Genomic DNA, 24,065 nt, shown 5'->3' with positions numbered 1-24,065 from the left:
CTATCGTTCTTTTTGTTGAAACGGGGGAGTCCATATAAACGACTATGGCGTCAATGATTAATTTTTGACTGCGTTCTCAYCCCACATGGCGCCATCTCTTAGCATCGAGTTAAGGGTCACAACCATCTTTCTTACACACGCGATTATTGCGACTTTCTTAGGTTTTCCGGCTGCTAGAAGTCGAGCATAAGTGGCTTTAAATATAGGGTTACATTGCATGGCTGACATCATCGCCATGTATAAAACGGTTCGAACTTGGCAGCGACCACCTTGTATTACGCGCTTACCTTTATAGCGTCCACTTTCGCGTGTTATGGGAGCCACACCAATTAGTGAAGCAGCTTGTTTGTTTGTGATATAGCCAAGCTCAGGTACGTTGCTAATTATTGATGCAGCGGCAATGTTGCCTATTCCTGGGACGCTCTGCAATATTGTGTTTTTAGCCTGATATTCAGGACTATCTTCAATGAGCTTAACGAGCTTTTCTTCTAACTTGGTGATTTGATTTTTTATCGTGGTTAGCATTGGTTTGATAGTCGAATGAAGAGAAGCTGGAAGTATCTGAATTCGGTTCTTTTCCATGGTTTGCATGGATAACAACTGGTTTCGGCGAATAACTAAGTCACTCATTAAACGTATGTTTTTAGGTTTAATGATAGTAAGAGCTGGTTTGATTGCTTCTCCATAGTGAGCGATCAACTCCGCATCTAAACGATCATTTTTGGCTCTGCGGCCAATAGCACCAGCGAATCGTTTTATATGGACAGGATTTGCTCTAACAATGGGTAGTTGAGCTTCTGCACAAGCTAGAACAAAAGGCATTTCTAGTCGGCCTGTTGCTTCAATAACGATACGTTCAGGGTTATGACTTTTTATCGTTTTGAGTGCTTTTTTGATGCCTTTATCATTGTTCTCTACTGAAAAGAATAGGTCTAGTGGCCTGATATGGATGTGCTTGAAGTCCTATGTAGCGCTCATGTTTGTTATCGGTCTCTCGATAGAGGAGCCAGCGTTTAAACGAACTGCTACATAGAAAGCTTTAGTTGCAGCTAAAGCCTGGGTCTCACATTACCCGATTGGAGTGCTTATTATCCATACAAAACGTTTAAGACGGACTCTCAACGCTTGGCATTTTTAGTTTAAATTGGTCGCGGTGTTTAGGGTGTGATTTTTAGGTTTTGTGGTTGCGTTGTTCGCCACTTAACGCGGCGTTAGCTTTCCAAACACGGAGGTATATATGGAAAAATTAAGGATAGTATTATATGTAGTTATCGTACTGATTACTGGGGGATGTACAACTTATAGCAACAATCACTATTCATTAATGGCTGAGCCAAGTAGTCAGGTAGAGTTGCAATCTCAAATACTTACCATCAAGACGGCATTTGAACCTGTCTTTGAAGCCTATGGGTTAGAGGATGCAATTTCAGAGAAAACTCCTGATAACGTGCTCTTATATTATAAATCAAAAGGCGATAGTGCTCTTCGTGTTGGTATTCGTTTAAGCGAATCATCGGTTATATTTGATACATTTCAATATCGCTCTGGAGCAGGTAACTCACCTCAATATGAATCACTTCTAACTGAGCTGATAATACTCCTTGAAACTATGGATGGGATTGAGTTAGTTGAAGTTGATGGTCCCGCAATTTAAAAGCTAACAAAGCATTAAGCAGAGGAACATCAGTGAAACTTGGAAGAAATGAGCCATGTTGGTGCGGCTCAAAGAAAAAATACAAACGTTGTCATTTAGGGCGTGATAAACAAGCTCCTGTTGATAAAGGCACGATAATGAAAGAGATGAATAGCTTCAACTCAAAAAAACGTTTAAGGCTTCAAGATGCTTTTCTAATCCAAATTCCGCACGTTAGAGCCTGTACTCTAACGTGCTTTTGTCCAAAGACGTGCTGACAGCGATCTCGGCAAACACGTCTTTGCCCCAAACTGCGTTGAAGTAGAGGCTCTACTATTATTGATAGCCTGTCTTTTCTCACATCTAGTCTATTGACATCACAGCTAGTTGAGTGACCTGAATGTAAAGCAAGGTGTGCTCTTGTGAAACAGCGAATGGATGCATAAAGCCTTGCTTTTTACTCTGCTATAATGGTAGCAAATAATACCAAAAATAACCTTAATTTGTCATTATAGTAGCAATAATAGCCTATCCACAGTGATGAGCTTTTTTGTCATTCGTGTTAATGCAGCAATGATGACCATCACCATATTTTTGCCACAATAATAGCAATTATTCCGCAATTGGCGCTATAATTGATACCATAATATCAATTTATGAGGCATGTATGTTATCTCTTTATACCGCTTATGATTTGCAGATGGAACTCAAAGAGTTTATCAAGTCTGCTCGGAAAAAAGATAAACTCAGTGTTCAGAAGATGGCCGATCTCTCTGGCGTACCTTACGCGACGATCCGAAAGTTTGAGTCATCTGGCAACATCTCTTTGCGTCAGTTCCTCATGCTTTATGAGACAGTCGGTGACTTGAAAAAAGTGAAAGAGCTGACAAAGCCGTCTGAGCCTGAATTTAAATCCATAGAGGATGTGCTTCGACATGCTTAAATCAGCCCTAACCGTAAAACGAACGCTTAGCACAGGTGAAAAGATAGTTGTCGGCAAGCTAGTTGAAAATAGTAAGCAAAGCTTCTTTCAATTTGATGAGGCATATATAGGCGCTCACTCAACCTCTCTGGCTCCGTTCAATTTAAAGGCTGATACAAGCCTACAAGTTGCGCCTAGCGGGCCGCATTACGGCATTCATGGGGTATTTGGAGATAGTCTCCCTGATGGTTGGGGCCTTTATCTCATGGATCGTGTATTTAGACAGAACGATCATAACCCCAAGGAAGTTACCGCCCTAGAGCGATTGGCTTATTTGGGTGACAGATGCATGGGTGCGTTGAGCTATGAGCCTGAATTAGATTTACTTGATGAGTCCAAGGAGTCGATTGATATCATTACCCTTGGCCGAGCTGCGATTGAAGAGTTTGAAGGCACCGAGACTGCTTTGCTTGAGCACTTGATGAATACTGGTGGTTCGGGTGGTGCTAGGCCAAAAATGAACGTTACACGTTTATTGAATGGGCAATATTCAACATTAGATGACGCACTAGGAACAAAGCTTATCGTAAAACTGACATCTGAAAAGTTTGACTTGAAGCACTCTGAATCATTAGTCGAATATTGCTATATGCAGATGGCTCGTAATGTCGGCATTGAGGTTCCAGACTTTGATTTAATTGATGCGGGTAATGGACGATTTTGGCTAGAGCAGGAACGATTTGATTGCACCGAGCAAGGCGGTCGAATCCATATGATTTCTGCGTGTGGGTTGTTAGATGCGCCGTTTCGAGAGCCTTCTTTGGACTATGTGGATTTAGTTAAAGCTACGCGCATCATGTGTAGTGTCACTGAGTCTCAGAAGCTCATTAAGCGCTGCATGTTTAATTACCTAACGGTTAACCAAGATGATCACAGTAAGAACTTCAGTTTCCTTGCCAGTGACGCCGATAACTGGACGCTATCGCCTTTCTACGACATTGTTTACAGCCCTAACCCTTACAAAGAGCATATGACGGCATTTGGTGGTAATGGCCGAACGCCAAAGAATGCCTTAGACCAGTTAGCTGCCCAGGCGGGGTTGTCATCAAAGAAAGCGATTATGGTTATGGCTGAGGAAATATTTGAAACGACACGCTCGTTTAGTCTTGAGGCCAAACACCTGGGCTTATCACCTAATCTAATCAAGGAGATTGATAAGGATATGGTAGAGAAATTTAAGGCGCTGTAAGTGTTGGATAAATCAAATTCGCCATGACGTTGTAAGACTATATGAGGGTTTTACAGTGGCTGAGGTTATTCGAGTTAATCTCTAATATAAAGTTCGTAACGCGTGCAGAAGCTAGCCCAGTCGATACCTAAAGAGCAGGAGGTCATTGAGTTAGTTTTAACTTGCCCTCAGGAAGACTATCGTCCTCAAGTTGTTCACTATCAGACGAATGACTCAAAAGCATGAAAAGCTGACGTTGATGAAATAGTAACGCCGTAATGAGTAGAAGACTTATACACTCCCAATTGATAGAGAGTAAATTAATTATAAGCTCCACGGAGACCTAGGGCTGGCCTTTTGGATGACATGGTCAATGAAAAGTCTAGTTGGTTTGGTCATGTATTTGTGGGATTGATAGATGATAAACATATTTGACTGTGGCGTATCATAGTCAGTCAAAACTTGTACGAGTTTGCCGCTTTCAAGATGATTCTTAACTAATGCAATAGGCACGTAAGCAACACCTAATCCACTCAGAGCAGATTCGATAATCAAGTGCATACTTGATGTTGCATACCTCCCAGTAACTTTAACTTGGCAGGCTTTTTCTTGCTTCATAAAATGCCATTCATTAGAAAGTTGTGATTTCCCCATAATAAGACAGTTGAGCCTTGCCAAATCATCGGGGACTTTTATTTTTCCTGCTGTACTCAAGAACTCTGGGCTTGCACAGCACACGCTATATTTTGGCCCTATTCGCCTTGCAATTAAAGAAGAGTCTTTCAAATGACCTGAACGAAACGCGACATCAATTCTATCTTCCACCATATTGATATAGCTATCAGAAGTATCCAACTCAATGCTAATTTCTGGATATTTCTTTAAAAACTCAGCAATCCAAGGCTGAGCATATTGCATGGCAAAGTCAAAAGGCGATGAAATGCGAACCTTTCCCTTAGGCTCTGATTGTGCCTGCATAATCAATTCGTTTGCTTGCTCAAGCGCTACAAGGTGCTGCTGACACAAATGAAAATAGTGCTTACCTTCTTCCGTCAATGATAACTTTCGTGTGCTTCGATGAAGTAGCTTTACTCCGAGGCTAGCTTCCAATTGAACGACCTTTCGACTGACCGTAGTTGAAGGCATAGCTAATAAACTGCTTGCTCCCGCAAAGCTACCTGCTTCGACAACGCTTATAAAGACCTTGATATCATTAAGGTTCATAAATTACCTACAAAAATGGGATTAACAAACCCGAATAAACCATCTAATAAAATAATAAGTCTTGCAATAACCTTTATCAACAGGATTTGAAGCGGATAAAACGTGATGACAAGACAAATTAAAAAAATTAGAAATGGTAGAAAGCATGGTCCAGTTAGTAGCTTTGTTTCGGCAACTAATATAGAGGAGCTTAACCCTTTTGTATTGTGGGACCACTTTTATTTGACTCAAGTGGAAGGTACAGCAGGGTTCAACTTTCACGGTCACTCAGGCGTTGCCACCATTAGCTACCCTCAAATTGGTGATATAGCGCACGAAGATACAGGTGGGCACACTGGATTACTAAAAGCTGGAGGCATTCAAATCATGTCTTCAGGCGCAGGAGTTTTGCACAAAGAAACCGTGTTTCCTGATAAAAAACATGCCGATGCTTTCCAGCTTTGGGTTGCATTACCTGAAAAAGACTTGGAAATGGGTCCTGTGACCTATTCTACATTACAAGAGCAAGACATTCCTGTCGTCGAAGTTAATGGTGCCAACGTCAAAATCCTTGTCGGAGAGTATCACGGACAGAAAAGTGCTGCTCAACCACCAGTTGATATGTCGTACTTTCACATCAACCTAAAGGCCGATAGTACATGGTCTCATTCTAGCCAAGCATCACACTCCACAGCATTTATTTATGTCAGGGAGGGAGTGATAGAAACTGGTGGAGTTCGCTTAGAGCCAGGTGAACTTGGTATCTATGAAAACCAATCTGAACTTATATCTGTTAACGCACTACACCAAGATGCTGATTTCATAGTGGTAACAGGTATGCCATTAAAGCAACAGCTCATTAGTAATGGTGCGTCAGTACACAGCAGCAATTCAAATTTAATCGCAGGTGTTCAAAAGGTAAGACAGCTGCGCACACACGGCATTCGCCAAATATCTTAATAGAGAGGTCAATGATGAAAACTACAACTTTTACACCAGAAAACTCAGTGATGTTACTAATCGATCATCAGGTCGGGACAATGGGCTGGGTTGGCTCATTAGAACTAGATGAGATTAAGAAAAATACGGTTGCGTTAGCACGTGCAGCAAAAGAAACGGGTATGCCATTAATACTTACTTCTAGCATGGAAGACCAAGCGCAAGGGCCCCTTTTTGATGAGTTGATACAAGCCGTACCTGAAGCCTATGAAAACCGAATCCTTAGAGCTGGTGTAGTGGATAGCATGAAAGATGAAAATTTTGCCGCTGCTGTTAAAGCGACTGGTCGCAAAAATATTATTATCGCGGGTATCACAACAGATGTATGTGTTGTTTACCCTGCGATAACAGCTATTAGCGAAGGCTACAATGTACAAGTTGTTGTAGATGGCTCTGGCTCTCCAACAACACTTGCAGATGAAACGGCATTAAGACGCATGGAAAGCCATGGTGTTACATTGACTTCTACAAACCAGCTCATTGCGGAATTGGCACAAGATTGGAGCAGTGAAAACGGTGGAAAATTAATTCAGGTTTTATTTGAAGAAATTCTTTCTAAATTGCACTAAGAGCATAGGTGTTGAGATAACTGTTTTGCATCTCAGCACCTTTTATTTACAGGAAAAATGAATGCACACATTTACTCCCAATAAGCACATATTAGCCATTGCTACTTACTTTTCCTTATTACCTTTAGGGTATTTTTTACCAAAGCTATTAGCCCCATATTTGCCAGAAAGTGAATTACCAAGACTAATGGTGCTCCTTGCGATCATAGTGCCAATAACCTCTTATCTAATATTACCAAGTGTTGTTAGAGGCTTAAGGCACTTGAAGTCATGAAATTAAGTGAAATAGCAATGCAATTCATAAATGCATTCGAATTAAACAAAACACTTACATTCAACGGCTACTTTTGGCACAGAGCATTATGACCTTTTGGCGTTAACTGAAGTAGCATAGCCTTTTGGTGGGATGGGTTAGCTAATGTTTCTAACATACCGTCATCGATAGCTGTTTGCAGGTTCTCTGAACACTTTGACGTGTGATCCCCATTTAACGTGCAACTTCAGCTTGTGTGAGAAGCTCATTAACAAGAGCGATACAGATTTTATTGGTGCACTCGAATCTAGATAACACCATGCGCTACCTTGGAGTGGACCTGGAAGACGCTCACTAGACTGCCTATACGTACTGATACAGGTTTTTCTCGTGAAAAACCTATGCCCCAAAACTGCGTTAGAATTTTTATTAAACAACTTTATGCTGGTGGCATATGACTTACCAAACGTTAGACAACAGATACATAACCACTCCGATTCGTAAATCAACGAATGTACGTGTGTGCTATAGGTTCATCGTTCGGTACTTTCTTGGTGTCTGATTAAACAATTTCTTAAAAGCCTGTACGTAAGCGGAATCGGATGCATATCCCGACTCGATAGCAACTTCCTGAATGCTCCTTTTCGAGCTTAACAACTGCAAAGATAAAACTAGCCTTATGTTCTGTCTCCACTGTGCAAAAGATTGAGAAAACTCTTTCGAGCACAGTCTAGACAACGTGCGCTCAGACGCACCTACTTTATTTGCCCATTCTTTTAGTGTAAACGACAAATCAGGCTGCTTTTTAAGCTGTACAAAAATAGAGAAAAGACGCTTATCGGTTGGGATAAGCAGAGGTATTTCATAACTTTCTGTTACTTGGATTTGATCTCGCAATACCATTAACAAATGCGTGATATTGGACTCAGATTGAGAATGTGTATTACTTTCAAACAGGATGAGTATCAACTCTTTGACGAAAGAACTTACCTGACAGGATTTAGGTTGGTCTCCATACAGAATATTTTTGCTTGGGTTGAGGTAAATCGCCAAAAATTGTGTGTCTGTGATAGCAACGGATTTATGAAGTGTATTGGCAGGTATATAGAGCATGCCATTATGAGGAACTATTCCGCTTTTATCACCAATGTCTGATTGTAACAATCCTTGGCGTGGAAACACTATTTGATGCCATGGATGTGAGTGGAAATCATCAATATAACCAGAGGCCATTTTAGTTGTTCTAGTTATGAATTGTTTATCAGGATAGTCTCTGATTATGTCGTTAGCTTGCATGATTGGCGACTTATCTACATTAGATGACCTTTAGTATAAAATACGCCACTTAGATTTGGTATAACATTGCCAATCTATTGTTAGGTAAAGGGTTAAAGATGCGTATCCATTTCATTATTCATGAACATTTTGAAGCTCCTGGAGCTTATGAAACTTGGGCGAGGAAACATCGTCATACCATTACATATTCGCGAGTTTATCTAGGTGAACCTCTCCCAAAATGTACTGAAGACATTGATTTTCTGATTGTTATGGGTGGCCCCCAAGATCCTGTGACCACTATCGAACAATGCCCTCACTTCGATACCAAAGGTGAGCAGGCAGTAATTGCACAAGCGATTTATGAAAGCAAAGTCGTACTTGGTATCTGTTTAGGATCCCAACTTATTGGAGAAGCTTTAGGTGCTCGTTATGAACACAGCCCTGAACGTGAAATTGGTAAGTTCCCCATAACGCTGACCAAAGATGGTATTACCCATCCACTGTTTGACCATTTTGGCACAGTACTGGAAGTCGGGCATTGGCACAACGATATGCCGGGACTGACTCCCGATGCAAAAATCATTGCGTTCAGTGAAGGCTGTCCTCGACAAATCGTCGCTTATAACGATTTGGTGTTTGGTTTTCAGTGCCATATGGAGTTGACTAAAGAAGTCGTAGCGCTGCTTATCGACAGCGACGAGTGGCACACACCACGAAAGTTCAGATTCGTCGAATATCCTGACGTCCTGCTACGCCATGATTACGATGAGATGAATGAGAAATTACATATCTTCTTAGATAAGTTAGAAAAGAGATACAAATCAGGTGTTAGTTGACTTGGTTAGAGTCAGTAGATAATCTGCTGACTCAACGCTCTTTCTCTCGAGTTAGGGAGAATGTAAGTTGATGGGCGATGAGCATTTACTACTACAGCTTCAAATTTAGTTACTTACCACGGAAGTTGATCAATTCGCAGAATAGCTTCATTTGAGTAAAAGACTCACTCTCGGTGTTCCAGTCCCCACCGGGGCCCTTCACCATGACTTCTCATTAGCTGCATAAAGTGATTAAACTTCCCTCAGTTTCAATGCCATAAACAAGGCAATTGCACTACTTATCGAAAAGAGTACCAATACAGCCGTCATGTTCCATTGGGCAGCGATTGCGCTTATTGATCCGTATACTAATAGTAGAAGCCCAATAACCGTATTACTCACTGAAACATAGTCCGTTCTTTGGTTACCATCTGCCATGTCAATAAGGTAAGTCTTTCGCCCTAATCGAACTCCTTGATGGATGATTGCGAGCAAAAAATACAACAGAAGGTAAACGAACAAGACCACCATGGAAGATACGCGCGGTTCGATTGTCGTTTGGAATATAGTCGCTATCACAAAAATACCAACAGACAACACAGCCGTTAACAGAAGCACATAGCGACTGCTTCGATCTGCTAATACCCCCCAAAACATACCACTGACCAAATTTGCCACCCCAGTTAAGATAACAAACAGAAGAACACCACCAAGACCTGCATGAGATGTTGCCAGTAACACAATGAATGGAGCAGCGAGACCAGAACTCATCAACAATGCACGTACCATCATAAAGCGTCGAAATTGAGCATCGATTCGCAACAAGTTTAGATTCTTTAGCGCTACTTGAAATCCATGTTCTGAGCCTTCAGTCGTCCCCGCATACTCAACAATCGAGCCAAAGCTTATGGCGGCAAATAGCCAACAAAGGCTGGCAAATACCAACATTACAACCAAAAAGTTCATCGAAGTATCTTGATAAACTAGCATGCCGCCAGTGACCAATAAAGTAATGATACCTGATAAACTAGCGCTCAACCCTCCCAATCGTCCTCGTCGAGCTTTTGGTACGGTTTTTCCTAGTACGTCTTTGCTGGCAATGGAGCAAAGTCCTCGACTAAGCGAAAAAATGATCAACAACGCTATGATGGTCCAACCAAACTGAACACCATTGAGATGAAGAGCCGAGACTGCTATTAAAGCAACCGCGGCGCCCTGTAACAAAGACCCAACAACATAAAATTGTTTACGGCACTGGAATTGACGAACGATTCCACCTAGTCCCAGCTGTGGAATCAAAGATCCAGATTCACGGATAGGAACTAATAGCGCAGTGAAAAATGCAGGTGCTCCTGCGGAGGTAAGAAGCCAAGGCAACACAACTTTACTGCTACTGAATGAGTCGGCCAGCTTAGAACATAGTTGGGAAACCAATATTCTAAAAAAATTACCGGGAACCTCTTTACAAGCAGAATCGGAGATGCCTGTGCATGCCCTAGCATCCTCTTCATTTGCGAGCCGTTCATATAATGTCGTGCTATTCAATTTCATTGATGACCTCCGTTGCACCGATACGCTTAACAAAGAAAACACGATCATTATTTTTCAAATATATGTTGGGCATAGCATTTTCCACGCAGTGAGCAAATGAAAGTTAACTAGCTAAATCTTAAAGGTGGTTCTTTAAGTAAACCTATATCCCCATGCCCTGTTTTCACACACATACCAACTCATTACTACACATCTTGGAATTCGTTTTAATCATCACTCTGATTTACCCAACTACGTCAATTTTTCTAATACTCACTTTGCGATAACCATTACCAAAGGACACTTGGTTAATCCAACATAGCTCAAAATAAACTTACAGGACTAACCTTTTTTTATCACCAAAACAAAAACACAAACCCAAAACACTAAGTTTAAAAGGAATTCGGATTAGTGTACTATGATTTTATATTTAGTACTCAAATAATTATTAACATGAAAAAGGGAGTATATGTCTCATACGGTTGAAAAAATAAGTGGTTCTTCAATGGCAGCATTCGATGCAGTTCTAGACAACATTATTCTCAAACCAGAGCCTCGAGCCAGATACAACAGAATTCTTGTAGTTCCAGCATATAAGGGGATCACAGATGCTCTTTTAGAAAGTAAAAAAAACTCTGAGCCTGGTGTCTATCATTATGCTCTAGATGGTAGCAATTTGTGGGAAAGTAAACTGGATAGCGTTCTTCAAAGACTTTTATTGGTGAATGAAAGCGTGTTCGCAGACCCTATGGTGCGCAGGAAAGCTGATGATTTTATTATCAAACGAACCACAGATACCCGACGTTGGATACGCGAAAACTTGTCCTCCAAGCGTCTTCAAACCAAAATTCGCGAACAGTTGGCCGCTATTGGAGAGGTGCATAGCGCTTATAACACCGCATTGAAGGCAAAACGTTATGGCGTGCAAACAAAGTTCATAGATTTAGCTGACTCTTCGAACGATTCTAGTCAATCTTTTGATACTAAAGTACGGAATAACCTAGCAGATGTAGATTTAAGTTGTGAGCTTCCTGTAGTAGCCGCATATTCTACACATGAAATCAATAATACCTGTCAACATGATCGCCGTTACGGAGATTTGACCTTAAGTAGAATCGCCGCAATAACCGATGCTAAGCAAGCTATTATTCATAAGTCTCATCATCTAAGTTCAGGGGATCCTATATTAATTGGCGAAGGCCAGGTTTCTCCAATGAGTAACTCGAACTATCAAGTAGTCAATCAATTATCGGCGTTATCAAATGATGTTGTTCATCCGGCAGCTATTGCTGAACTGTCTGAGAAAAACATCGATCTTCACATGAGATGTACCTTTGAACCAGAGCATCCCGGCACCTTTATTAGCCGCGATCACTGCTCCACTGAACATAAAGTTGAACTAGTATCAGGTAAAGAAGACGTATGTTCGCTAAAAGTTGAACTAAAGAATCACAGCACCGATTTAAATCAATTAGAGAAGCAGCTCCAGCTACAGTCTGAATTCAACTTGTTACATAAGTATATGAAGGGTAACGTCGCGCATTACTACTTTAATTGTGAAGTTGGTCATTTTGGAGCGATTCTAACTAAAGTAAAAAAGCTTGTACCAGATAGTGATATTACGATTCAACAAGTTGCTTTGCTTTCGGTTCTTGGTTCAAAAATAGAGCCAGAGAAAACGCTCCTGAAAGGTTGTCATGCTTTGGAAAGAAATGGAATCAAACCTCTTCATACTTACAAATCTGAAAACAAAAATAGCGTCAAGTTTGTTGTATCGAGTGCTCATTATCGAGCGTCTTCATGCGCTTTGCATGATGCTTTTTTACAATCATAAACTTGAATATCAACATGTCCTTATTCATCTTGACGGCGAGACAAGGGGCATCGTTGCCCAATCGCCGTCGATGCGTTCAAATTCACAAGTATCAACTCTCGTTGCAATTCCACCTCAATACCAACTGTTGTATCTTCAATGGATACAGGGGAGCTAGTCGCCGCTCGTAGCTCTCAAGTACCAAAATATCAACAGCATCAGTGTTATTAAACCTACAGCTACAAATCTATATTTTTTAATTAACTGTTCAGCTTTATCACCGGCAATATACACGACTATAGCGATACCGAAGTACCTAATCGCGCGAGATAGACCCGTTGCGAGTAGAAATAAAGATAACGAAAAGGAAGTTGCTCCTGCCGACAACATAGCAATTTGAAATGGTATTGGTGCTACACCTAAGGTCATGATAAACCAGAAGCCCTCAGTATTCATTTTCTGCATGACAGTGTCGAGGCGTTGCTCTGATATCCAGTTTTCAACGAGCCAATCTCGCAGCAGTTCGAAAGTAAAGTATCCAAACGCATAACCCAATAACGCGCCCGTAATACAGCCTAACGTTGCCATTAGCGCAATCTGCCAAAGCTGATCACGTCGTTTCTGCAACAGTGGAATAAGCAGTGCTTCTAGAGGAATAGGAACAATAGTAGACTCAAGAAGAGAAGCCGTGAAAATGCCGCCTAAAATATTCTCAGATTCGATTAGATCTTTGGTTTTTCGTTTCAATTTTTTAAACATCCACATTTACCCTTCAAAACATTTCGAGATTAACCCTAAAAATTAACTACGCCTTTCGTTATAACGAATCGTAATTTGAGGACGATTTACTTTGCTTAGCACAACATTGACAAGCACCAGCAACGGTCCTCCTATCAACATCCCCATTGCTCCCCACGACCAACCCCAAAAGACTAACCAAACAAACAGAATTAAAGGGTTTAAACGGAACCTTTTGCCAAGTAGAGTCGGGGTCGCTAATTGACTCTCTATGAGATTGATAGCCAAAAAAAGCGACGCAACAGTAAATGAGTAACTTAGGGACTCAAACTGCAAAAAGGACACCAAGGCAAAGCAAGCCACTGAAACCATCGGCCCAAGATAAGGGATATAGTTCATCAAACAAGCGAATGCTCCCCACAAAAACGGGTCATTTAGCCCCATCATGTAGAACACGCAACCAACGACCAATCCCAAACACATGTTGATAATCGTAATAGAACTTATGTAGCGCGACAGATCGGTTTGAATCACCTTCACAAGCTCAACCACTTTACGTTTATCAGAAAATCGCGAGAGCCTAGATAAGCTTCGAGAATATATCTGTCGTCCATAACTCATCATGAAGTAAGCCATAAAAAGCGCGACCATCAATTGTGTGACTATCGTTGGGGTTGTGGTTAGTACGGATTTAATAATAGAAAATGAGGTATCGCTTGTAAGTCCGTCATTCGTCATCGTGCTACTCAGAGTGAAATCAGTCTCTTTGACCAACTCACTATTTTCAGTAGCTTCACTGACTTCGTTAGAGACATTCTGAATTAACATGGGTAACTTAGACCACCATTGCTGAGCAGGCTCACTTAACAGGTTTAAGCTCAACACAATGAAACTAACGAACACGAATAAAACAGCGATAACGTTGATGATACGAGGAATGCCAAGACGCACCAATCGATTGACTAACGGGCCGCATAGAAGTGAAATAAAAAAGCCGAAAAAAACGGGTAACAAAAAGGGTTTGGCAATGTGTAATATGAAAATGAACATTATGATAAGAGCAATGGTCATTAAACTATGCTGTAGTATCCTATCTCTTTTCACGTTCATCATATTCCTCAGATATTAAGATTCTGTTTCCGCTTAGTCACACCAAATTCAGCCGTAAATAACGACATTGGAGACGAAGCCAAAACCCATTAATTATTGCTCAAGTGAATGAACTAATTGGCGAGCATGTTTATAGCCATAAAAAAGCGTTCTTATGTTTTTAGATTTGCTTGTGGCGATCATACTGAGCGCTAAGATCCCTACTGTATGAAGTGGGTACTCCTGTACATAACTTTTTCCTTTAAAATAAAGGAGGCTCATGCTGAGTCCGATTTGACGAGATTTACTATCACACTCAAGTCTTTTCATTAAAATTTTCCGCTGTCGTTTTTTCATTGACCGCATGATACAACCTCCCAAGCTGCTCTTTAGTGTATTTAAAACCCACGAATTGGGTGTAATATCGACTGCCGAGTCCCAAAAGCACAAGGATAGCGCCAAACGCTCCAATGAAAGCGCCGTACCCCACCAGAAGGTTCGAAGTTAAATAGTACCCAACAACCCCAGCACCGACGGCGATACTAATTAAAAACATCGGCAGTAGAGTAACGAAGAGGAATTTAATGACAATGAGTTTTCTACTCGCGGCAACCGTGTTACGTAACTCCAAAGAAAACAACTCAAAAATCGATAGGAACCACTGTTGAGTGTGAGACTGTAGAACAGTTAGGTCTTGTAGAAGCCCCTTTAGTTGAACAAACGCGTGATCTAGAAGCTCCGCTTCGCGATCCTGAGGCTCATTGCGCGTGTCTTTGGAATTACTAGACTGCATAACTTTCCTCTTCGTGTTCATTCAAGCTTATTTGATTAACTTAGAAATTGCCCAGCCTGCAACAAATGCGCAGCCAACGCTCAAAAGCGGACGCTCTTTAATCATATTTTCAGCCTGCTCCGCCTTATTTTTTACAGTTTCAGAACCTGCTTCTAGCGTATCTTGAACAGTATTTTTGACACTTTCTATTGCTTCTGTAGCAGCCTCTTCTGCCATCTCATAAACCTCTTCGGCTTGTTGCTTAGGATCAGTTTTTTTACTATTTGCATTTGGCATACATAATCTCCTTAACTGAGTTAATTAGAAAAAACAAAGCGATCGTAAGACAGTAATTATCACTTCTTACAATGAGCTAAGCGAACATCATGCCAACTTTAAAACACCCTGCTATATATGGTGTTTGTGGGTTCAAGGTGAATTAAAACTTCAGTATTCATGTAATATTTTCACTTGTTTTTCTACCAATTGTATCTTTTACAAAAAAACAGACTGCTCTATCCATGAATTATGGTTTCAATGGTGGTTTTATTTGGCACACAACATGCTTCATTTCTATTACGTAAAATCCAAATGAGGCAATATGAGTAATAAAAACATTTCATCCATTATTAGTTTGATCGAAAGTGGAAATATCATTTATGAAAAAGCGATATCCAATATGGATAACGAAGATATAAGAGAAAGTCTTTTTGATATATATACGGTCAAGAAATGTATTGAGCTAAAACTAAAATCGCTCTCCAGGCCTTCAAAACAGCATCAACTCGTTCCAGATAGCTATACCATTAACGCTCGACGTTGCTGGATTGAAGCAGAGGAAGGCCAAGGCAGAGCCGATGACCACCTCTATCTCAAACACCTGTCGGGCATAGAAGACAAAACCATTGATGACATAGCAATTCTGTCAGACCAAGCACCAGAATTAAGACAAAAAATAACAACCATTCTGAAAGAGGTAGAAATGTGTCGTCATCATATTCGTGGCTTACAGTCAATAGATTGAGCAGTCAATTTATGCAGGTATGGAAAAAACAGTTCGGACAAGAAGGAGTATCAATATGTGGATTGAAAATAACAATGGTTCTATAGACGCGACGCACCACCAAAGGATAGATAAAATATTATTTGCTCTTAAAGGACATTACCAATCATGCTGCGATCTTGTTGAGTACAGGACGCATCAAGCTCTCTCTAGAGCTGCAAGTCGATTTTTAAAAATCGAACGTTCAATGATCAATGACATTAAACTTAAAGTTTGTAACTTAAAACCAGAGATAGATAGTTCAACACCGAAGTACCAGCCCGTTGTGATTAGCAATTACGACGAGATGTACCAGAGCAACCGACAGTTAATCACGTATTTGAAAAATGCGATTGGAACATTTAACAATCCGAAATTGTCGTCATTCTTCTCTTATTGGGTTGCTGCATTGCAAGTGGAAAATGACGAAATGGCGAAGCACTTGTAGCATATATCAATATTATCCGTTACATGAAAACTAGAGTAATAAAAAAGCGTCAAGCCTATTTGCTTGGCGCTTTTTACCATTGTGATCATTTTATATTAGAGACATCATTCGACAATATACTTGATAGGCTTTCTCCTCCTTTCGCCTCAAAATCCAATGTGCGAATAGGAAACGGAATCGTAACCCCAGCATCCGACAGTGACTCTTTAATCGCTACTATACTGTCATTTTGTGCTTCCATGTAACCATAGTCACCAGGGTAGTCGATCCAAAACCATACTAGCAAGTTGATACTACTATCGGAAAAACTAACAGCATGAACAGCTGTTTCATTAGGGTTACTCACGTAAGGTTTCTGATTAATGGCTTCTGTTATTACTTTGGTTGCTAAAGTAGGACTGTCCGCATAAGAGATACCTACAGGAATTTCTATTTTTCTGACACCTTTTCGGCTGTAATTCGTCAGGATGTTACGAAACACCATTTTATTGGGAATCATCACCTGCTGACCTGAAAATGTCTCCACAAGAGTGTTGCGCAAATTAATCTGAATGACTTGCCCCATCACGCCGTTGGATTCAACAATATCTCCTATTTTGAATGGTTTACGGATACTCATTGTGATCCCTGAAATCAGGTTTTCAGTCATATCTTGGAAAGCAAAACCAATAGCGAGTCCTAAAATCCCAGCACCAGCAAGGAGTGATGTGACCGTACCTTGCAAGCCAATAAAATCTAGTGCAACAAAAAAACCAACGGTTGTTATGCCCACCTTAACAATAGATGCTAACAAGTTAGTCGCTTCCTTTGAATCTACGACTCGGTCGCTCAAATTCCTAAATAATCTACCGCCTAAGTTGGCGATAAAGATAAAAGCAAACAACGTAAGAAACGCTACAATAATATTCGGAATCAACTTGATGGTTTCAACAAGCCAATGCTCAAGCTTTTGTTCAATCAAATGATTAAACTTCTCAATGTCAAAAGAGAGGTTCATCTCCATGATGTAGTCCTTTATTCTTAATTCGTTCTGTCATTGTTGACTAGGGAATACAAACGGATAAGGCGTGGCTTTTGATGCTTATCTCAAGTGACTCAGCAGAGAACTTTTCTCCGTCAATGACATAGTTGATCTGTCGATTTGAGTCGATTTTGACTTGCTTTGCAGACTCATAATCAAAGAAGGAGGCTTGTTCTTTAAGCCCTAAGCTTGAGAGCAGCACATCAGACATCGCTAAAGCTCTTTCCCCAAGCGAAGCAGTAGTTTCTAAATAGGTAATATGCAATTGACCATCATCAGGTCTTGGCTCTTTACCGCCTCGAGCAAGAACCGTGCTGAAAGGTGACGTATTGGCAACGACTAAGCTTTGTAGTTCAGCTTCTCGAGCTAGCTCCCCATCTTTAGTGATTTCAAACCACTGGCTTTCCCCTGCCACAATCGCAGAAAATAAACCCGACAAGTAAGCAAGTTGGCCATTTTTATTTTTCTGTTCACGATGAGCGTAATCAATCATCCTCTCTTCAAACCCAATGCCAAGAATAAGCAGTATTGGCTGATCGTTGCAGTACGCCAAATCCATTTTCTTAGATTTGCCCGATAGAATAGCCTCGCAGGCCTTTTCAACAGGTGACACTTTTGTCACAAAACCATAGAGTACATGGCATAAAGCATTTGCCGTACCCAGCGGGATTATCCCGAGTGTCGTGTCTGTCCCCACGATTTGTCTTGCCACCTCGCTGACGGTGCCGTCCCCGCCTGAGACAATGATGTGGGAAGCATTCCGCGTTTTTGCTTGTTTGGCTAGAGACTCCGCTGATACTTCTTTACTGGTAGTCACTATGTCTAAATTAAACTTTTGGGTGAGCTCTCGAATAACCTGCTGCTCATTTGTTTTCCATTTACCTCCACCTGAAACAGGGTTAGCAATCAGGCAGCATTTGTCTTCGAGATTGAGCAGCCCCTTATCACTAATAGCATTCAGTACCTTTAGTTGCTTTTTGTTCAACTGTGCAGAGCTTCGTACATCATTGATATGTTTGAGTACTTGCTCCACGCTCAGAGATGGGTTTTTCGCTAACAGGTATGCTGCAACCACAAACACAGAGCGACCACGACCAAGTGCACAATGAACAACTACGGACCTCGATTGGCTTATCTGAGTATCTATCCAATTAAGAGCATGTTTAAGCTTGTGTAACTTAGGGGCCTGATGGTCGAGTACCGGCGTATTGAGATAGTGGAACTCTTCACTGGTCATCGCACTCTCTAACCCCGAAAACTCTGCGGTGACATCAACAATACACGTTATGTTTTGAGATTGTAGAAATGACAAATCGGAGGGGAGTAAACGTCGAGAAACATATAGCCCCTCTCCCACCTGCTGAATGGGGTCGACTTTATCTCTTTTAATAGCCCAAGTATTGTATGAACGAATACCTAGAAAAAAAGGAATAAGCGCCCACCTGATCCACCAGGCTATCTTGCCATCACTATTTTTTCTAAATATGGATGGCATCTCGAAAATATAAGCTGCACTAACGATAGACATCGATAACCCTGACCAAACCAATAGTAAGCTGAATAATACATTGGGAACAAATGCGGCTATAGAAAAACAAGCGATAGCAATGAGTATATAGTACTTAACGATAAACATAGTGAGGCCTTAATTTCTCTGTGTATTAAAAAAGCGGGCCCATAAATGGGCCCATTCTGGTAAATCAAAACCTATGCTTCACAATCAAACTTAGGTTGCACTTCGAATCAAGCCATCTCTTGCTCATATTTCCGAGCCAAAATTTCTTTCTGTTCTGAATCTAAGACTCGTCCAGCCGTTTGAAAGAAGCGCTGCTCTTCTTCTTCTATGTGATGCTCCACTTTGTTTTTAAGTGTTTTCATCTGTGTAAGCCAAGCTGGTGAGGACATTTCGGTGTCGTCGAGCTGAGCAAGCACCTTATCGATACCGTGATGTTCAGCGATACCGTGCCTCGTCATGTCAACGGATTGATCACTTTCTATTAAAGGTGCATAGAAGTGGCGCTCTTCCGCGACCGCATGCTTAGTTAATTCTTCTTTAAGACTTGAGTAGAATTCTCGTCTAGCCTGAGTATCACCTGATGTTTGGAGTATCGCATCCATTAATAGCCGTTGCTTCTCATGGCTATCTTTAAGCACATCAAATATATTTTTCATACCTAGCTCCTGCTTCAATTCTTTTTGTGAGGTTTTAATGATTTAATTCGTGAACTAATGCCTTTTGTTAGCAGTCCTGATCTTCCGTACCCAGTTTCTCTTTCACTTTCTCACAGCTGTCCTCTATCTGATTTTGAGCTTCCTCTACCGCTTCATCTGCCCTTTCACCAGCTTGCTCTAAGGGGCCATCGTCACTACATGCGGCAAGCGTAAAAGCAAAACCTGTTGCCAATAGGAAACGGAAAATAACTGTGCTGATTTTCATAAAAACTCCTAACTCTTATCTTTGTTAACTAAGGTCATTGCCACCGATACAAGCAACGAAATAGCAAATATATAAAACATCAATTTAGCTACCGTTGCCGCAGCGCCTGCTATACCACCAAATCCAAATAAAGCTGATATGATGGCAAGAATAAAAAATATTAAAGCCCAGCGAAGCATAATGATCTCTCTTATAAATTTCGGTTAATTAATTATTGAATTACTTCAAGTTTATCAATAACCTTATCCACATCGGATGTATTACGAGCAATAGATAGCGCAAGGTCATGTTCCGTATCTGACCTCACTGAACCCTTTAATACCACAGTGTTTTCTTTAGTTTCCACTGAGATATCAGTACCACTGACTCCCGTATTCATTAATAGTCGAGTCTTAACAATGGCGGTTATTTTGGTATCGGTTAAGACTTGTGTTGATTCTTTATTTTTATCTTTTTCATTATCGATTACCGTAAGTTCATTCTTTACCGACTTAACATCATCAAGACTCAATACTAATTCTTCGGCAAGGGCTTTTTCTGTCTGGTTCTCAACTGAACCCGTTAAAGTAACAACTTGGCCTTTAACATAAGTGTTAATATCAAAAGAGTTCAAATTAGAATTAAGTAATAGTGTCGTTTCTGCTTTACCATCAATCCAAGCATCTAGCGTATCTTCTGTCCACATGCTATCTGCAACCGCTGCAGAAGAGGAAGTAGCAATAACCGTTGTTAGTAGAATTTTAATTGCAGTATTTTTCATCATTTATCTCCTTTTTTTGTACTTGCATTACCACTGGAGCAAATCATATGCCAAAAATGTAAACTGCTGAACTTAAAGGATTTATATAAAAAACAAAAATAATCTTAATATATTTGCTTATGGAGAGTGAATAATTTACAAGGAGTGTTTGTAAAAAATATAAATATTTACTCGTACGAATTAATGATGCGCCTTAATAATATTGACCAATTTTTATCTATCATTTTAGATATTCACTCAGTATTCTTTACAAAGAACACGGAAGAAAGGTCATACATTCTCATTTCTTATACCTCGTGCTATCATCCCGCTCACTACTTTTTAAAGAGAGTTAAATCATGGCATTACCAACACTGTTCGTAGAATTGAAAGATCAGAAATTACTGTCTCAAATAAGCTCTCTGGAGGAGTTGTCACGATTTGATACGATTAACAATAATAACAACGAACACTGGATAGATAGCCTACAACGACTGCAACCCAATGCCGCCATTGTTGAAGTATCTCAATTCACCAACGATGACTTTGTTGCCCTATCGAGTGCGACAGGCTTGGAAGAATTGGATTTGGTCATCATCGGCTCCGGGGCACCCAATAAGAATTTAGACATGATGATGAAAAACGGTGCCATTTTTCATTATAGAAAACCAGTTGATATCCAAACTTTGGCCGATACTCTAGCGGACTTTAGTCAATACTTCCTAGAAAAGCAGGAAGAGGGGAAAAGAATATCCACAAGCGACTTAGACCAGTTTGGTATGTTAGTAGGCTCCTCTAGGCCAATGCATCACTTGTATCGCACTCTCAGACGAGTGGCGAAAACAGAGGCCAACGTATTGATCATTGGTGAAAGCGGTGCTGGTAAAGAGCTCGTCGCGCAAACTATCCACCTTGCCAGTAATAGAAAGGAGCAGCCTTTTATTGCCATTAACTGCGGCGCCATCAGCCCAGAGTTAGTCGACAGTGAACTCTTTGGTCATGAAAAAGGAGCATTTACAGGCGCCAACCGAACGCACCAAGGTGTGTTTAAGCAAGCAGAGGGCGGGACATTGTTTCTCGATGAGGTCACCGAAATGCCCCTTGAACATCAAGTGAAACTACTGCGAGTACTTGAAACTGGCGAGTATCGCCCAGTCGGCAGTAACACACTCTGTATCGCCAACACTCGTATCATCGCTGCTACCAACCGTGACCCGCAAGTGGCTATTGAAGAGCAATTTTTACGAGAAGACCTCTATTTTAGATTAGCTCACTTCCCTATCAATATTCCCCCCCTCAGAGAACGAGGTAGTGATATTGTCGGCCTTGCTAAACATTTCATCGCTCACCGGAATGCGAATGAAGCGGCCCCAAAAGCTATTTTAGCCTCCGCCCTCGAGAAAATCGCAGCTCATACATGGCCTGGCAATGTTCGCGAATTAAAACACTGCATCGAGCGAGCGTTCATCTTGGCAGACGATACGATTAAAGATGAACACCTCATTTTTGATACGCCTCCGCTAGAAACAGGGTCAACCCTAGAGGAGAGAGTACCAGCGGGTGTGGCGCTCGAAGAAATAGAGAAAGCCGCCATTATGAACACTCTTGAAGAAAATGAAGGCAACAAAAAAGAGACAGCAGAGGATTTAGGAATAAGCGTAAAAACGCTCTACAACAAGTTGGATAAGTATCAAGGTTAGTTAATTCATTTACCTCGTCACACAAAAACCAGCCTTATCATTAGGCTGGTTTTCTTTATCAATAAGGCCAGTGACCTTTAGCGGTTACAGATTTTACGCTTGCGCGACAACTTGTTCGCCCTGCTCTGCTTGGTCTGCATCATCTTTGTTGAAACCTTCGTGCAGGTGGTAGTAGCGTTGATAGATAAGGCCACTGATGGTCATCATAATTGCTGGCAGACCAATCATCATGAACTCTAGCCCCATGATTGTGCTTGCAGATTGCTCTACGTTTGGCACGTAACCCACTACAGATAGACCAACACCGACAATGAAACCGCCCGCTGCACCTGCGAACTTAACAAGCATGGTTTGTACAGAGAAGATAACACTTTCGCTGCGGCGACCCGTCTTATGCTCACCGTAGTCTACAACGTCAGCTAACATTACGGTTTGCAGTGCGTTTGCGATACCGACACCGAATTTGATTGCTGCACCTGCCATACCGATCATGATTGCGTTTGCTGGTGCGATAAAGCCCATAACTAATAGAAGTACACAAGACAAAACTGGGAAACCACAAGCGATAGGCCATAAAAGTTTACGAGGTAGGAATGCCGCAATACGTGGGAACAAGAATACACCTGCCACTTCAGCAGCGCCTGCAACAGCCATGTAAACAGGGAATAGTTCCGCGTTACCCAGTGCGTAAGAGAAGTAATAGATTGCGAAGCCACCAACAAGTAAGTTAGCGATTTGGAACGACAGCACCGTGCCGATCAGCGCTTTAAGCTGGTCGTTCTTACCAATGATGGTTAGCACGTCTTTAAAGCTGAATTTCTCTGCTGGTTTTGCGTTCGCTGGTGCCGCTTTTTCTTTAACGTTACGCGCAATCAAGAATGCGCTCATCACGAACAGAACCGCAATCAACATTGCTACATTGAAGAAGCCGTCACCTTGGTTACCGTTGCCAAGTTCACCAACGATGTGCAGGCCGTAAGTACCCGTGATAAACCATGCAAGGCTGGCAAAAAGGCGTGGCCACACGACTAGCTTTTCACGTTCTTGACGCTCGCTAGACAGCGCAGGAATCATTGACCAGTATGGAATATCCATAATCGTGTAAGTGAGACCCCATAGGATATAAGCTGCCGCTGCGTAGATGTACAGAGTCGTGCCTTCAAACATGTGCGTGCTGAAAAGGCCGACCAACACAATAGCATTAAGCATTGTACCAATCACAATCCAAGGGCGGAATTTACCGAATTTTGAGCGCGTGTTATCAACGATCACACCCATCATTGGGTCGGTCACTGCATCAATGATACGTGCCGCTAAAAAGATGGTACCCACGAAAGCAGCAGACAAACCTGCCACGTCAGTGAAGTAAAACATTAAGAAGATATAGATAGGCGCGCAGGCAAAATCTTTACCGAGCGCACCAAGACCGTAGGACAGTTTGGTTTGTAGCGTAATTTTATCAGACATAATCGTTCCTTTAATGTCGTACTATTACTCATTCCCCTAACAAGAATGGATAACGTCGACGTTTTATTATTTATATTTCGACGGTAATGCTACTCATAGACTTGCTGTCTTACTGTGATCAAATACGCCCTTATGGAAACGTTTCCAGTAAAGTTTTAAAAATGAGACTCTGAGCACAAATGATCTTTCACTAGCAAAAAACCAAAAGTTTTTCCCTTACATTTCAAAACCATAAGATCAATTGATAATAATAACAATTATCAATAAGTTATTGCAAATAAACGAAGAAAGCCACACAAATTTTAAACTTGTGCGGCGTTTTCTCCCGGAATCAGGATAGGATTAATGAGCTAAATGTGCTCTATCTTT

26 protein-coding genes and 1 pseudogene are annotated in these 24,065 nt (G+C 41.2%); 12 read left to right on the top strand and 15 right to left on the bottom strand.

Translation table 11 applies throughout. The features are described 5' to 3' along the window. Nucleotides 1-57: 57 nt before the first annotated feature. A complete protein-coding gene (locus L1D60_RS20380; RefSeq protein ID WP_239842703.1) occupies nucleotides 58-951 on the bottom strand; it encodes an IS110 family transposase in 894 nt (297 codons plus the stop codon). 286 nt (nucleotides 952-1,237) lie between these two features. On the opposite strand from L1D60_RS20380, the gene L1D60_RS20375 reads away from it, so the two are divergent. From L1D60_RS20375 to L1D60_RS20360, 4 genes are all read left to right on the top strand, one after another. Further along, nucleotides 1,238-1,654: a hypothetical protein gene (locus L1D60_RS20375; protein WP_239842699.1), complete on the top strand. Its 417-nt coding sequence runs from the start codon at nucleotides 1,238-1,240 to the stop codon at nucleotides 1,652-1,654. Between the two features lie 32 nt (nucleotides 1,655-1,686). After that, nucleotides 1,687-1,911, top strand: a complete 225-nt coding sequence (locus L1D60_RS20370; RefSeq protein WP_239842698.1) for an SEC-C metal-binding domain-containing protein — start codon at nucleotides 1,687-1,689, stop codon at nucleotides 1,909-1,911. A 389-nt stretch (nucleotides 1,912-2,300) separates the two neighbouring features. Beyond that, nucleotides 2,301-2,576, top strand: a complete 276-nt coding sequence (locus tag L1D60_RS20365) for a helix-turn-helix transcriptional regulator (protein ID WP_239842697.1) — start codon at nucleotides 2,301-2,303, stop codon at nucleotides 2,574-2,576. Continuing rightward, on the top strand, nucleotides 2,569-3,804 hold the full coding sequence (locus L1D60_RS20360; protein WP_239842696.1) for a type II toxin-antitoxin system HipA family toxin: 1,236 nt from the start codon (nucleotides 2,569-2,571) through the stop codon (nucleotides 3,802-3,804). Before L1D60_RS20365 ends, L1D60_RS20360 begins: the two co-directional genes overlap by 8 nt. Before the next feature lie 303 nt (nucleotides 3,805-4,107). Here L1D60_RS20360 and L1D60_RS20355 read toward each other — a convergent pair whose 3' ends face one another. Further along, entirely contained in the window at nucleotides 4,108-5,007 is a 900-nt protein-coding gene (locus L1D60_RS20355) for a LysR family transcriptional regulator (RefSeq protein ID WP_239842695.1), read from the bottom strand. 105 nt (nucleotides 5,008-5,112) lie between these two features. On the opposite strand from L1D60_RS20355, the gene L1D60_RS20350 reads away from it, so the two are divergent. The 3 genes and pseudogenes from L1D60_RS20350 to L1D60_RS20340 all read left to right on the top strand — a co-directional run. Further along, the gene (locus tag L1D60_RS20350) at nucleotides 5,113-5,946 is read left to right on the top strand and encodes a pirin family protein (protein WP_275665773.1); all 834 of its coding nucleotides are present in this window, start codon (nucleotides 5,113-5,115) and stop codon (nucleotides 5,944-5,946) included. Between the two features lie 11 nt (nucleotides 5,947-5,957). Continuing rightward, on the top strand, nucleotides 5,958-6,554 hold the full coding sequence (locus tag L1D60_RS20345; protein WP_239842693.1) for an isochorismatase family protein: 597 nt from the start codon (nucleotides 5,958-5,960) through the stop codon (nucleotides 6,552-6,554). Nucleotides 6,555-7,081: 527 nt separating this feature from the next. After that, nucleotides 7,082-7,165, top strand: a pseudogene (locus L1D60_RS20340) (integrase); the annotation flags it as partial. Nucleotides 7,166-7,332: 167 nt separating this feature from the next. Here the strand turns inward: L1D60_RS20340 and L1D60_RS20335 are convergent. Then, nucleotides 7,333-8,103 carry an AraC family transcriptional regulator gene (locus tag L1D60_RS20335; protein WP_239842692.1) on the bottom strand — a complete coding sequence of 257 codons (771 nt, stop codon included), beginning with the start codon at nucleotides 8,101-8,103 and terminating at the stop codon, nucleotides 7,333-7,335. Between the two features lie 98 nt (nucleotides 8,104-8,201). Here L1D60_RS20335 and L1D60_RS20330 point away from each other — a divergent pair, with 98 nt between their 5' ends. Further along, entirely contained in the window at nucleotides 8,202-8,921 is a 720-nt protein-coding gene (locus tag L1D60_RS20330; protein WP_239842691.1) for a type 1 glutamine amidotransferase, read from the top strand. A 231-nt stretch (nucleotides 8,922-9,152) separates the two neighbouring features. Here the strand turns inward: L1D60_RS20330 and L1D60_RS20325 are convergent, their stop codons facing one another. Next, nucleotides 9,153-10,451 carry an MFS transporter gene (locus tag L1D60_RS20325; protein ID WP_239842690.1) on the bottom strand — a complete coding sequence of 433 codons (1,299 nt, stop codon included), beginning with the start codon at nucleotides 10,449-10,451 and terminating at the stop codon, nucleotides 9,153-9,155. A 448-nt stretch (nucleotides 10,452-10,899) separates the two neighbouring features. On the opposite strand from L1D60_RS20325, the gene L1D60_RS20320 reads away from it, so the two are divergent. Further along, a complete protein-coding gene (locus L1D60_RS20320) occupies nucleotides 10,900-12,264 on the top strand; it encodes an aspartate kinase (protein ID WP_239842689.1) in 1,365 nt (454 codons plus the stop codon). 153 nt (nucleotides 12,265-12,417) lie between these two features. Here L1D60_RS20320 and L1D60_RS20315 read toward each other — a convergent pair whose 3' ends face one another. From L1D60_RS20315 to L1D60_RS20300, 4 genes are all read right to left on the bottom strand, one after another. Next, nucleotides 12,418-13,002, bottom strand: coding sequence for a VTT domain-containing protein (locus L1D60_RS20315; protein ID WP_239842688.1), 585 nt, complete (start codon nucleotides 13,000-13,002; stop codon nucleotides 12,418-12,420). Nucleotides 13,003-13,044: 42 nt separating this feature from the next. After that, entirely contained in the window at nucleotides 13,045-14,091 is a 1,047-nt protein-coding gene (locus L1D60_RS20310) for an AI-2E family transporter (protein ID WP_345772879.1), read from the bottom strand. Nucleotides 14,092-14,386: 295 nt separating this feature from the next. Continuing rightward, nucleotides 14,387-14,863 (bottom strand): hypothetical protein, encoded by a 477-nt coding sequence (locus tag L1D60_RS20305; RefSeq protein ID WP_239842686.1) that lies wholly within the window; start codon nucleotides 14,861-14,863, stop codon nucleotides 14,387-14,389. Nucleotides 14,864-14,890: 27 nt separating this feature from the next. Next, the gene (locus L1D60_RS20300; protein WP_239842685.1) at nucleotides 14,891-15,139 is read right to left on the bottom strand and encodes a hypothetical protein; all 249 of its coding nucleotides are present in this window, start codon (nucleotides 15,137-15,139) and stop codon (nucleotides 14,891-14,893) included. 304 nt (nucleotides 15,140-15,443) lie between these two features. Here L1D60_RS20300 and L1D60_RS20295 point away from each other — a divergent pair, with 304 nt between their 5' ends. Beyond that, nucleotides 15,444-15,866 (top strand): DUF2383 domain-containing protein, encoded by a 423-nt coding sequence (locus L1D60_RS20295; RefSeq protein ID WP_239842684.1) that lies wholly within the window; start codon nucleotides 15,444-15,446, stop codon nucleotides 15,864-15,866. A gap of 55 nt (nucleotides 15,867-15,921) precedes the next feature. After that, on the top strand, nucleotides 15,922-16,332 hold the full coding sequence (locus tag L1D60_RS20290) for a hypothetical protein (RefSeq protein WP_239842683.1): 411 nt from the start codon (nucleotides 15,922-15,924) through the stop codon (nucleotides 16,330-16,332). A gap of 85 nt (nucleotides 16,333-16,417) precedes the next feature. Here the strand turns inward: L1D60_RS20290 and L1D60_RS20285 are convergent, their stop codons facing one another. The 6 genes from L1D60_RS20285 to L1D60_RS20260 all read right to left on the bottom strand — a co-directional run bounded on the left by L1D60_RS20285 (nucleotide 16,418) and on the right by L1D60_RS20260 (nucleotide 20,550). After that, a complete protein-coding gene (locus tag L1D60_RS20285; protein WP_239842682.1) occupies nucleotides 16,418-17,335 on the bottom strand; it encodes a mechanosensitive ion channel family protein in 918 nt (305 codons plus the stop codon). Between the two features lie 40 nt (nucleotides 17,336-17,375). Then, nucleotides 17,376-18,989 (bottom strand): diacylglycerol kinase family protein, encoded by a 1,614-nt coding sequence (locus L1D60_RS20280; RefSeq protein ID WP_239842681.1) that lies wholly within the window; start codon nucleotides 18,987-18,989, stop codon nucleotides 17,376-17,378. Nucleotides 18,990-19,096: 107 nt separating this feature from the next. Next, nucleotides 19,097-19,525 (bottom strand): hemerythrin domain-containing protein, encoded by a 429-nt coding sequence (locus L1D60_RS20275; protein ID WP_239842680.1) that lies wholly within the window; start codon nucleotides 19,523-19,525, stop codon nucleotides 19,097-19,099. Between the two features lie 67 nt (nucleotides 19,526-19,592). Continuing rightward, nucleotides 19,593-19,790 (bottom strand): hypothetical protein, encoded by a 198-nt coding sequence (locus L1D60_RS20270; RefSeq protein WP_239842679.1) that lies wholly within the window; start codon nucleotides 19,788-19,790, stop codon nucleotides 19,593-19,595. A gap of 8 nt (nucleotides 19,791-19,798) precedes the next feature. Then, nucleotides 19,799-19,969, bottom strand: a complete 171-nt coding sequence (locus L1D60_RS20265; protein ID WP_239842678.1) for a DUF1328 family protein — start codon at nucleotides 19,967-19,969, stop codon at nucleotides 19,799-19,801. A gap of 32 nt (nucleotides 19,970-20,001) precedes the next feature. Beyond that, nucleotides 20,002-20,550 (bottom strand): BON domain-containing protein, encoded by a 549-nt coding sequence (locus tag L1D60_RS20260; RefSeq protein WP_239842677.1) that lies wholly within the window; start codon nucleotides 20,548-20,550, stop codon nucleotides 20,002-20,004. Between the two features lie 338 nt (nucleotides 20,551-20,888). Between L1D60_RS20260 and L1D60_RS20255 the strand changes: the two genes are divergently transcribed. Next, entirely contained in the window at nucleotides 20,889-22,229 is a 1,341-nt protein-coding gene (locus L1D60_RS20255) for a sigma-54 dependent transcriptional regulator (protein WP_239842676.1), read from the top strand. Between the two features lie 93 nt (nucleotides 22,230-22,322). Here L1D60_RS20255 and melB read toward each other — a convergent pair whose 3' ends face one another. After that, nucleotides 22,323-23,696 carry a melibiose:sodium transporter MelB gene (gene melB / locus L1D60_RS20250; protein ID WP_239842675.1) on the bottom strand — a complete coding sequence of 458 codons (1,374 nt, stop codon included), beginning with the start codon at nucleotides 23,694-23,696 and terminating at the stop codon, nucleotides 22,323-22,325. Nucleotides 23,697-24,065: the final 369 nt, after the last annotated feature.

The sequence above is a fragment of the Vibrio sp. Isolate30 genome (genome assembly GCF_022397975.1).
In the GTDB taxonomy this organism is placed as follows: domain Bacteria; phylum Pseudomonadota; class Gammaproteobacteria; order Enterobacterales; family Vibrionaceae; genus Vibrio; species Vibrio fortis.
This window is presented reverse-complemented; position numbering and strand designations above follow the sequence as displayed.

What these genes read in the sequence shown, in the direction of transcription:
- L1D60_RS20360 (WP_239842696.1), top strand. Translation starts at nt 2,569, where the DNA reads ATGCTTAAATCAGCCCTAACCGTAAAACGAACGCTTAGCACAGGTGAA.
- L1D60_RS20260 (WP_239842677.1), bottom strand. Translation starts at nt 20,550, where the DNA reads ATGAAAAATACTGCAATTAAAATTCTACTAACAACGGTTATTGCTACT.
- L1D60_RS20375 (WP_239842699.1), top strand. Translation starts at nt 1,238, where the DNA reads ATGGAAAAATTAAGGATAGTATTATATGTAGTTATCGTACTGATTACT.
- L1D60_RS20275 (WP_239842680.1), bottom strand. Translation starts at nt 19,525, where the DNA reads ATGAAAAATATATTTGATGTGCTTAAAGATAGCCATGAGAAGCAACGG.
- L1D60_RS20310 (WP_345772879.1), bottom strand. Translation starts at nt 14,091, where the DNA reads ATGAACGTGAAAAGAGATAGGATACTACAGCATAGTTTAATGACCATT.
- L1D60_RS20345 (WP_239842693.1), top strand. Translation starts at nt 5,958, where the DNA reads ATGATGAAAACTACAACTTTTACACCAGAAAACTCAGTGATGTTACTA.
- L1D60_RS20265 (WP_239842678.1), bottom strand. Translation starts at nt 19,969, where the DNA reads ATGCTTCGCTGGGCTTTAATATTTTTTATTCTTGCCATCATATCAGCT.
- L1D60_RS20280 (WP_239842681.1), bottom strand. Translation starts at nt 18,989, where the DNA reads ATGTTTATCGTTAAGTACTATATACTCATTGCTATCGCTTGTTTTTCT.
- L1D60_RS20315 (WP_239842688.1), bottom strand. Translation starts at nt 13,002, where the DNA reads ATGTTTAAAAAATTGAAACGAAAAACCAAAGATCTAATCGAATCTGAG.
- L1D60_RS20325 (WP_239842690.1), bottom strand. Translation starts at nt 10,451, where the DNA reads ATGAAATTGAATAGCACGACATTATATGAACGGCTCGCAAATGAAGAG.
- L1D60_RS20295 (WP_239842684.1), top strand. Translation starts at nt 15,444, where the DNA reads ATGAGTAATAAAAACATTTCATCCATTATTAGTTTGATCGAAAGTGGA.
- L1D60_RS20335 (WP_239842692.1), bottom strand. Translation starts at nt 8,103, where the DNA reads ATGCAAGCTAACGACATAATCAGAGACTATCCTGATAAACAATTCATA.
- melB (WP_239842675.1), bottom strand. Translation starts at nt 23,696, where the DNA reads ATGTCTGATAAAATTACGCTACAAACCAAACTGTCCTACGGTCTTGGT.
- L1D60_RS20300 (WP_239842685.1), bottom strand. Translation starts at nt 15,139, where the DNA reads ATGCCAAATGCAAATAGTAAAAAAACTGATCCTAAGCAACAAGCCGAA.
- L1D60_RS20365 (WP_239842697.1), top strand. Translation starts at nt 2,301, where the DNA reads ATGTTATCTCTTTATACCGCTTATGATTTGCAGATGGAACTCAAAGAG.
- L1D60_RS20290 (WP_239842683.1), top strand. Translation starts at nt 15,922, where the DNA reads ATGTGGATTGAAAATAACAATGGTTCTATAGACGCGACGCACCACCAA.
- L1D60_RS20330 (WP_239842691.1), top strand. Translation starts at nt 8,202, where the DNA reads ATGCGTATCCATTTCATTATTCATGAACATTTTGAAGCTCCTGGAGCT.
- L1D60_RS20255 (WP_239842676.1), top strand. Translation starts at nt 20,889, where the DNA reads ATGGCATTACCAACACTGTTCGTAGAATTGAAAGATCAGAAATTACTG.
- L1D60_RS20285 (WP_239842682.1), bottom strand. Translation starts at nt 17,335, where the DNA reads ATGGAGATGAACCTCTCTTTTGACATTGAGAAGTTTAATCATTTGATT.
- L1D60_RS20355 (WP_239842695.1), bottom strand. Translation starts at nt 5,007, where the DNA reads ATGAACCTTAATGATATCAAGGTCTTTATAAGCGTTGTCGAAGCAGGT.
- L1D60_RS20305 (WP_239842686.1), bottom strand. Translation starts at nt 14,863, where the DNA reads ATGCAGTCTAGTAATTCCAAAGACACGCGCAATGAGCCTCAGGATCGC.
- L1D60_RS20270 (WP_239842679.1), bottom strand. Translation starts at nt 19,790, where the DNA reads ATGAAAATCAGCACAGTTATTTTCCGTTTCCTATTGGCAACAGGTTTT.
- L1D60_RS20350 (WP_275665773.1), top strand. Translation starts at nt 5,113, where the DNA reads ATGACAAGACAAATTAAAAAAATTAGAAATGGTAGAAAGCATGGTCCA.
- L1D60_RS20320 (WP_239842689.1), top strand. Translation starts at nt 10,900, where the DNA reads ATGTCTCATACGGTTGAAAAAATAAGTGGTTCTTCAATGGCAGCATTC.